The sequence below is a fragment of the Sphingomonas glacialis genome, from assembly GCF_014653575.1.
GTDB classification, from domain to species: domain Bacteria; phylum Pseudomonadota; class Alphaproteobacteria; order Sphingomonadales; family Sphingomonadaceae; genus Sphingomonas; species Sphingomonas glacialis.
On sequence record NZ_BNAQ01000019.1, the window covers coordinates 1 to 8,075 of the forward strand.

The following is an 8,075-nucleotide window of genomic DNA, read 5'->3' on the forward strand; positions in this document are numbered from 1 at the left end:
AACCATCGAAATGAGGGGTCCCTTTTGGACGCCGATCACCCCGCTAAGGGGGTCCTTTTTGCACGCCGATCCACAGCTGCGAGGTCCCGAATGGAAGCGCATTCGCACTTCTCGTGCGCCCTAAGATGTTGAGCAAGCGACTTACGAAGTTTCCATACCACGTCCCTGTCGCGATAATCGGCTGAAGCAAGGCTCCAATGCAGGTCTTCTCCGAGCGGAGCTTCGAGCTCGTCCTGCGCAAGAAACCAATTTTCAAAGGTTGTCTCAGCGATATCTCCCCGAGCGAAAGCCCATAATTTTGAAAGTTGTTCGGCGGTCATCCCCATGGTGTTACTCGCCAATGCCAAACGTCCGCAACTGGGGTGTCAGCGCCGCCAACGAGGTTGCGGCATAACGGAGGACGTAGGGCTTCTCTGAAGGCTTTCCGTCGGGAAACTCAGCGCCGAAAAACGCAACGTAGCAGTCGAACATACCGATCTCATCATCGAGCCAGCAATGAACGACCACACCAAACTCGGGAGTTGGTTGATCATCGTCGTTCACAAGGCTGTCGAGACGAACTCGCGTACCCGGCGGAATGAGCCGATCTTCTCCCATCGTTCGCAGCACTCCTTCCCCGACAGCTTAGCGACCAGGCGACAGCTGCGGCAACGTCCAGTTCTGGTCGATTTGAGACTGTCCGCTTCTCCGCTGGATAGCTGCCGATCGGCTCTCGGGGATCATGAGCGCGCTTGCTGCCCGCGAACGGCGATAGGCGGTGGAAGCCGGTCCGGCAGCTTTTGGGGAAAGAAGCAGACCGAAGCTGCTACCCCATCGCGTCGCCAAAGGCGGTGACAGCATCTGCCACTCGCCATTGATGCCATTTGCCGTCGTCGATGAGGTGTAAGGTGTCCCCGCGACCGGCCAACAACGCTGGCGGCTCCCACACCGGAGCCCACTCATTTTGAACGGGCAGCGCCGCACGGAGTGGCATGCGCCAAGTTATTACCATTCCTGCATCTTGCCCATCTCCGGGCTCCTGCAATCGAACTAGCGTTAACCGCGCAGCATCATCACCGTAGCCCCCCGCGACAAGCGCGTGCATGCCGTCAACGGCGATTGCCTTCGGCCCAGTAAGCTCGCTTCGCCACCACCGCGCCGGTTGGCCGGGAACGAAGCGGACGATGGGGAAGTCGGTATAGGGCGATGTCCATACACCCGAGCCAACCACAGTGAGCGCGTAGCAGTCGGCGATCAAACCAGCTTCTTCGGGCCATGACGGCATCTCGATCACAGCGCCGTCGGGTGCGAAGCAGGCAACCCCATTGCAGGAAGGCGGCCACTCCATACCCGGCACGGTCCATGCCTTCATCGAACCAGCCAACCCATATGCGATCTAAACTATCGATCACGACGTGCTCAATCGCGTCGCCCAGCATAAACCGCGATTGCAGCGCACCGTCTGGTGCCAAGACACGAGCGTTCGGCTCGCTGCGGGTGCGTGACGCGACCACAAGCCAACGGCCATCGGAAAAACGGTCGATAAGCGGATGGGCCGTTTCGAGAGGAAACACGGGGCCATCTTGCCAACCATCTGCTGCCCGGGTCAGGAGGCGGGCGCGCCCTATTTTGTAAAGTTGCTCGATGCGGCTAGGTGGATCGACCGGCGTATCACTAGCTAAAATGCGTTCCCATTCGCTCGCGAAGTCAACATCAGTCGTAACAAGCGCGAGCGTGCCATCGGAGAGAATGGCATGATGGAGGACCTGCCAGCCGGCGGGGATCGGCGAAAGCAGCGAAGTTGTAGATGGCAACATCGCCCAAATATGTTCGCATTGCTGAACTTCCGCAATCGGGATCACTTAGATCGATCCTGAATGGCGGGGTTTGGTCGAATTTAAACCGACTGCTTTCCCGCCCGATAGCCGCCGGTCAGCTTTTAGGCGGCTCGTATCGATCGACGACGCGGGAACGGCTCAACGTGGTGGAAACCGGTCGTTCCGACCGCCTTCGATTAGGACGCCAGATACGTGCTCCATCGACGGGAAACTTCGTCGCCGCCCTGCATTGCGAGCGCCAGCCGGATCGTCTTGGCACCGCTTGCACTAACGATTTTGACACCAGCAGGAGCCGCCGTAGCCAATACAGACAACACCTTGTCTGCGTCTTGCGAGAAGAAATCTGGGTCGAAAGCTATAAGTTCGCCATTCTCCACGTAGAGAAGCGGCTTGCGCAGCCAACAACTCCGCAGACTCCTAACAAGATAAGGTAGCAGAGCAATCGATGCGAGGCCGATGATCGGCAGCAGAAAATCATAATTAACTGATACGCCGTTTCGGATTATCTCAAATATCGACGCCACTACCGCTGCTGATATCAATCCGGTCAAGATGATCAGCACGGGCAAGGCAAGTGTCCGATTGAAGGTTGCCAGCACGAAAACGCCGTTATCGGAAGTTGGTGCATCGCCTGCCATCCGGTTCATTTAGCGCACCAAGATGATGGCGGAAAGTGGTCGATTTGTGCCTGTCCGCTTTTCTCCCCGAAAGCGGACATGCTGTTTATCACGCGTGCGACTGTAGGGCGCATACAACCGAATTGCACTTATTGAAGCACATTTCGGGGATTTCGTAAAGAAAAGGCTTTACATATCAGACGGATAGGCCCGTTAGCGCTAAAATGCAGGGTGGGTGGAGCATCCTGACAGGGCGAAAAGGCGCTGAACCCACCGGGGTTAGCGATCAATCGGCAAAATAGTATCGCGTGCCATATACAGCGCGATCACCGACACGATTGGAAATCCAGTTTTGACGATGACTTGTCCCGTGGCGACCACTTTATAGATCGTAACGACCGGGATCGTTATTCCAAAAAGCAGGATGAGATCGTCTGGCGTGGTCCAGTTAATCCCAAACCCGATAAACCCGAATAAACAGCCGATCACCCATAGTGGCTTATGTCGAAAAATAGGAACACGAACCACAACGATCACGGACCAAGTGCTGATCGAGGCGGCTATAAATCCAATTATCGCAACAAATATTTGCGAGCCATTCACCGGGATAGCCTTTCGGATTTGGTCTGACTACCATTTGCGATAAGAACGGGGCGATCGCAAGTGGTCGATTTCTGCCTGTCCGCTTTTCCGCCCGATAGCTGACGGTCGGCTTTTGGGCGGCATGCGCTCTGGATCGGGTGTCGAACGGCGATAGGTGGTGGGAAGCGGACATAGGTCTTGGCTTTTACCGCTTTCGAATGCTCACGAGGTTCTCAATCAGGACGGTGCGCGTTGCGTCGCCTAGATACCGTTTCCTATGCCGTTCGGTGCTTACCCGGCCTAAAATCTCGACCGTGAACGTTCCCCAAACCGGCTCCGGCTTCTTCCACTGAACCGCCTTCCGAGCGGCGGCGTCAAGTTCCTCACAACTTTGCCCTGCGCATTCGATGGACGCACCTTCGTCCAACAGAGGGGCGGTGCCTCCAAGGATATGACACTGCTCAAACCTGCTGTTCTCAAAATTAGTGAACCACTCGCAAACAAGGCGTTGCCGTGGACCGAAAGCCGTCCCCTTAACGGTTACGGGTTGGCTTGCTTGAGGGGATGCCGACGCCAGAACGGCTGCGATGACCTGCCACATGCCTATACCCTAAGGCCGACGCGAATGTCCGCAAGTGGGCGACTGCCGACTGTCCGCTTCCCCACCCAAAAGCTGCCGTTGCAGAAGGGACCCCTTTTGCAGCGCCAGCGCGTCGGCTTTCAGGTGCGGCGGCAATAGGCCGGACATCGCGGTTTGGGCGTCAGCCGACCTATGCCGTAAGATTCCGGCGCGCCATTTCGTGTGCGGCAAGCCTCCCCAAAGCGCTGTTGGCTGACTCCGCGAATATGTCATGGAGATCCAAGAGGTCCTCGTCATGCAGCGCCCGGATTGAGGCCTCGATCTCGCTAATGGTCTTCAGAGCGCGCGCGCCGCGATTGGCGCGCCATTTAAGCTTGGTTGTCAGCATCGGTTGCCCATAGCATCGATGCCGCCGGGACTGAACCCACCGGCGATCCCGACCTTTTCAAAAGGGATCGTTGATCGGGAAAGCGGATGCATTCCTAAAATCTGTCTCAATCGGTGAAACGGGAAAAATAGATGCTCCACCTCAGTCTCGGGGGGAATTCACGAAGGACTGGAGCGTCGTAAGCGCCGCAGCGCGCAGTTTGCGCCAGCGGGGAACGTCTCCCCGGTCAAGATTTCCGGACACCTGCGCGCCCAACTCGGGGACGACGATCACGAATTTGCAGGTGGGCATCGGCGCAAAAGGCGCGACGACCTGGCGTGCGTCGTTACAATAAAGCCATGTGTTCTGCGTCGTGCTCAGATAATCGACATCGACATCGAAGATACCACCGCCATGCAGTTTGCGATCCTTCAGGGGTTTGAACCAGTCGGCGCGGCGGGTCTCGAATCAATATTCCGGTGGTGCAGGCTTTAACGCCTGAAACGCAGGCGCCGGGTACAGCGTGCCCTTACTGAATTGCGACCGGATGGCCGCTGCGCTCCGCCGCTCCCCAGCAGGGAAGTCAACGGTAACACCAACCACATGTCCCATAACCGCTGGCAGGTTCACCGTTCCGGGTCTCTCCAGAAGACGGTCGCGAGCAGCTTGATCGGTCATGATGCTATCGGGATGATCGAGGTCGACATAGAACTCGATCACGCGGATCGGGTCGCGATCGGTGCGTTGCACCTTTGGCTTCTCCGGTGCGGCCCAATCGCTCTCGCCATCGTAAAGCACGGACGAGGCGATCCGGCTCGGCACAGCCGCACCGTCTTGCCCGCACGACCGCGGTAAACCTCCGGTGTGTCCTCTGCGGCGCAGCCTGCGAGCGCCAGCGTTGCCAAAAGCGCACGCCGCATGTTCAAATCACCAAGCTCTGCAACGACTTCGGATGCCTCTGGTCCTTGCCTCGCCCCTCGGACATCAACAGCCTTTCGATGGCACAATGTTGCTCACCGTGGATGCGAGCAGTGGGCGACGCAACACATTACATCACAATGCTGGCGGTAGCGCGCACCTTAAGTGGCTGACTGCCAGTCTCGCATTCCCGAAAGGGACCGTCCATCAAGACGACCGGCGCCTTCTCAAAAGGGAACTTGGCACGGGAAGGTCGCTCATTACGGCCGTGCGCGGGCACTGCCTCGGTACAGTTTTCTCAAAAACCGTTCCCAATTCAAATTCTCAAAATTCCGCTCCGCATACGGAGTTACGAGAAGGAATAGCCATCGGAGGGCGGCCCCGGCCGAAGCCACTCTAGGCGTTCAATAAACGGACGTTTTCTGGACAGGTGCTTCCCGTCCCCTTGGATGCTGCAAAACCATGCGCGCTCAGACAGTTGGACAGGGCGAGCGTTCAACAAACGGGTGCCAGTCAACGGTTCAACGCGAGTGGTTGCGAGCGATCGGGCAAAGCGGAAAATAGGTCCGAGCACCTACCCTAAAGGCGGCCCCGAGGCGGCCACATCCGAGCGTTTGCCATCTGGAGACTCACGCTGCGAGCGTCTGCTTCTATCCGATCCCGCCGTTCGCGCCCGACGGCTTTAGCGACCGCTTTGTCCCAAACCTCGCCCCCACAGCGCTCGCGCTGGCCCGCAGAACGGCGAGCCCTTAGCACGTGAACCGATGTCTGCTCTAGGCGGCGGCAATCGCGCCGCGAATGACTGGGATTGGGTCTCCACGGCTGAAAAGAGGAGTATAGGCGGTGAGGACCCGCGGTTTTAGCGCCGTACCTTGCTCAGAACCCGCGAAGCGGCGTTGCTCCGAACCGCAAGTTTTCGACCATACCGTAGTGCCGTCGCCGGCGACGACCACCGCAAGGTGAGCGCGATCCCCGCCCCGTCCTCGCCGGCGGCGAACAGGTCTTGGGTCAGTCCAACCCGAAGCGAGTGCGTCGACAGCGCCGCAAGCGCCTCAAACAGCTTATCCCCCGTGATCTCGACCAGCCCTGCGTCCGCCGCGGCTAGCGCGATCCGCCGGTAGATCGCACACACGCCCTGGCGTGTGAGGGGGAGCTCGCCGATCGTGTACGTCACCTTTGCCTGCACCGCAGGCGCCCCACGCAGCCGCTCCTGCCAGTGGCGGGTGTTCCCCGGGATGGACTGATAGGACTGCGGGGGCACCGCGGCGCGCGCACGACGCCGATCGATCCCGACCCGCCGGAACAAAGGGCCATCCTCGATGCCGCTTTGCACCAGCCAAGTCTGCACGCGCCGCATTGTCTCGGGTGACAGCCACGCCCAGCTGCCTTGTCCCTCCTGATCGGTCTTGGAGCGGGGGATGGCGAGCAGCCCCGAGCCATTAGGCTGTGGCTCGAGGTGCTTCACCGCGGCGGCGGTGAGCTCGCTGACGCGTAGCCCCGCATCGTACCCGACTGAGAGGAGGGCGGCGTCGCGCAGTCCCTGCGCGTCACCGCCACACGCCTCGAGTAGTGCCGTGATCGTGAAGCCCTTGACCTCACCATGCTCGTCCAGCGCTCCACCAAAGCGCAACGGCGCTGCTTGGCGCTGGACAGCACCTTTACGGCGGCGATTGGCGCGCAGCGCATTTCGGACCATCGGATGATCCGTCGGCAAGCCGATTTTGTGACCGAGCCCGACTAACCGGTGTGCGCTGGCAAGCGTTGCCATACGCCGCGACAGCGTTGCCGGCTTCTTTCCCTGCGCTTCGAGGTGGCGGAGATAGCGCACCAGATCCTCGGGGTCGGCGGGGAAGGGGAGGCGCTTCTCTTCTACGCACCACGCGACGAAGCAATCGAGGTCGGCGGCGATCGCCGCCTTCGTGGCGTCGGCCATTGCTTCGAGCGCGGTCTCGACGCCGAGTGCGCTCACTGGCGGCATATCCGCCGGGAGCGCAGCCGCAATCGTGCGCAGTAGTCGCGCGTCGACAGGTTCGGCTGAGCCACGCGCACGGCGCTGCGGCAGCGCGCGCCCGTCGAGCTGGTGGATAACGATCTCGCCAGTGTTATCGTTTGCCATCCTGCTAACCTTCGTTCGCGCTACCCGCTGAGAGCACTCAGCCTTCAATATCTTCTTCTGTTGTTACCATAAGCATCGATTATGGAAAGTGCATAATGAGCGGGTAGGGGGGTGCCTAGTAATCAAACGATTGCTAGCATATGCTCACTGGTGATGAACCTCCCGCTCGCCCTCTCGGGCTACGCTCTTGCGCTCGGACGAGCCCAGGCGGCGTGGCGGTTCGCCCACGCCGACCTGCGGAGAGCGTCGGCGCTTGCTGCGGTGTCAGCGGCTTGGGACATCTTCCGTCGCGACGCCGGCGCTGGTGACGTCGGCCCCGCGCACGAAAACACGGCGGCGCAGCTGTTGCTCACCGATGATCCGCGCCGCGATGCAATGCTGTTATGGCTCGTCGACCATGGCGCCCCACCGATCGCTGAGGCTGCCGCCACCATCGCAGCGATGGTCGCCGCCACACATCGGTTCGGCACAACGCAGCTCGACCTGCTCGCGCGCGCGCGCGACGCGCTCGTCGACGCCGGATCGGCGCGCGAACGCGCGGTGATCGACGATCCGGACGTCGAGGATCTGCCTGCCCAATCCCTGGCCACGCTCGCGGTCGCGATCGAGGGTCTACGCAACGATGCTGATTTTGTGGAAGGCCAAGGTAGTGAGGTTCGCCACGCGCTCCCAAACGGCACGCTGAGCCACTACGTCGCCGCCGAGCCGGGCGGCTGCTGGGCGCTCAATCTTGCCTTGCTGACCGCCAACGTTCAGCCGTCCCTCACCCTGCAGTCGGCCGGCCTTGTATCGCGCGCGCTGTTTCGAAACGATCTCGAAGCAGACGAGATCGAGCCGCATTTGATCGAGCGCGCGGGTGCGGCGCACAACCGGACATACATGACGCTCTGCCGATTGGACGGACAATTGTCGCGGGGCACCGACGCGCTTGTGCATTTGTCACGCAATTCCCGGGCGCGCGACGCGTGGTTGCTGGTCGCCGCGCTCGGCGCTTGCAAGCGTGTAAATAGGCGTTGAACCGGGACCCCCGATCGGCGTCGAAGAGGGACCCCCTAACAGCATTGAGCCGACGTCGATG

General features: G+C 60.2%; 7 protein-coding genes. 1 reads left to right on the top strand and 6 read right to left on the bottom strand.

Annotation, left to right across the window (positions count from 1 at the left end; translation table 11 throughout):
• Positions 1-330: 330 nt before the first annotated feature.
• From IE187_RS20810 to IE187_RS20835, 6 genes are all read right to left on the bottom strand, one after another.
• Positions 331-597, bottom strand: coding sequence for a hypothetical protein (locus IE187_RS20810; RefSeq protein ID WP_189677916.1), 267 nt, complete (start codon positions 595-597; stop codon positions 331-333).
• 491 nt (positions 598-1,088) lie between these two features.
• Entirely contained in the window at positions 1,089-1,841 is a 753-nt protein-coding gene (locus tag IE187_RS20815) for a hypothetical protein (RefSeq protein ID WP_189677917.1), read from the bottom strand.
• Between the two features lie 152 nt (positions 1,842-1,993).
• Positions 1,994-2,464, bottom strand: a complete 471-nt coding sequence (locus tag IE187_RS20820) for a hypothetical protein (RefSeq protein ID WP_189677918.1) — start codon at positions 2,462-2,464, stop codon at positions 1,994-1,996.
• Between the two features lie 249 nt (positions 2,465-2,713).
• Complete coding sequence (locus tag IE187_RS20825; protein WP_189677919.1) at positions 2,714-3,037, bottom strand: hypothetical protein; 324 nt, start codon at positions 3,035-3,037, stop codon at positions 2,714-2,716.
• Positions 3,038-4,431: 1,394 nt separating this feature from the next.
• Positions 4,432-4,785: a hypothetical protein gene (locus IE187_RS20830; protein ID WP_189677920.1), complete on the bottom strand. Its 354-nt coding sequence runs from the start codon at positions 4,783-4,785 to the stop codon at positions 4,432-4,434.
• Between the two features lie 955 nt (positions 4,786-5,740).
• Positions 5,741-6,997, bottom strand: a complete 1,257-nt coding sequence (locus IE187_RS20835; RefSeq protein ID WP_189677921.1) for a site-specific integrase — start codon at positions 6,995-6,997, stop codon at positions 5,741-5,743.
• A 153-nt stretch (positions 6,998-7,150) separates the two neighbouring features.
• Here IE187_RS20835 and IE187_RS20840 point away from each other — a divergent pair, with 153 nt between their 5' ends.
• A complete protein-coding gene (locus tag IE187_RS20840; protein WP_229839630.1) occupies positions 7,151-8,014 on the top strand; it encodes a hypothetical protein in 864 nt (287 codons plus the stop codon).
• Positions 8,015-8,075 lie beyond the last annotated feature (61 nt).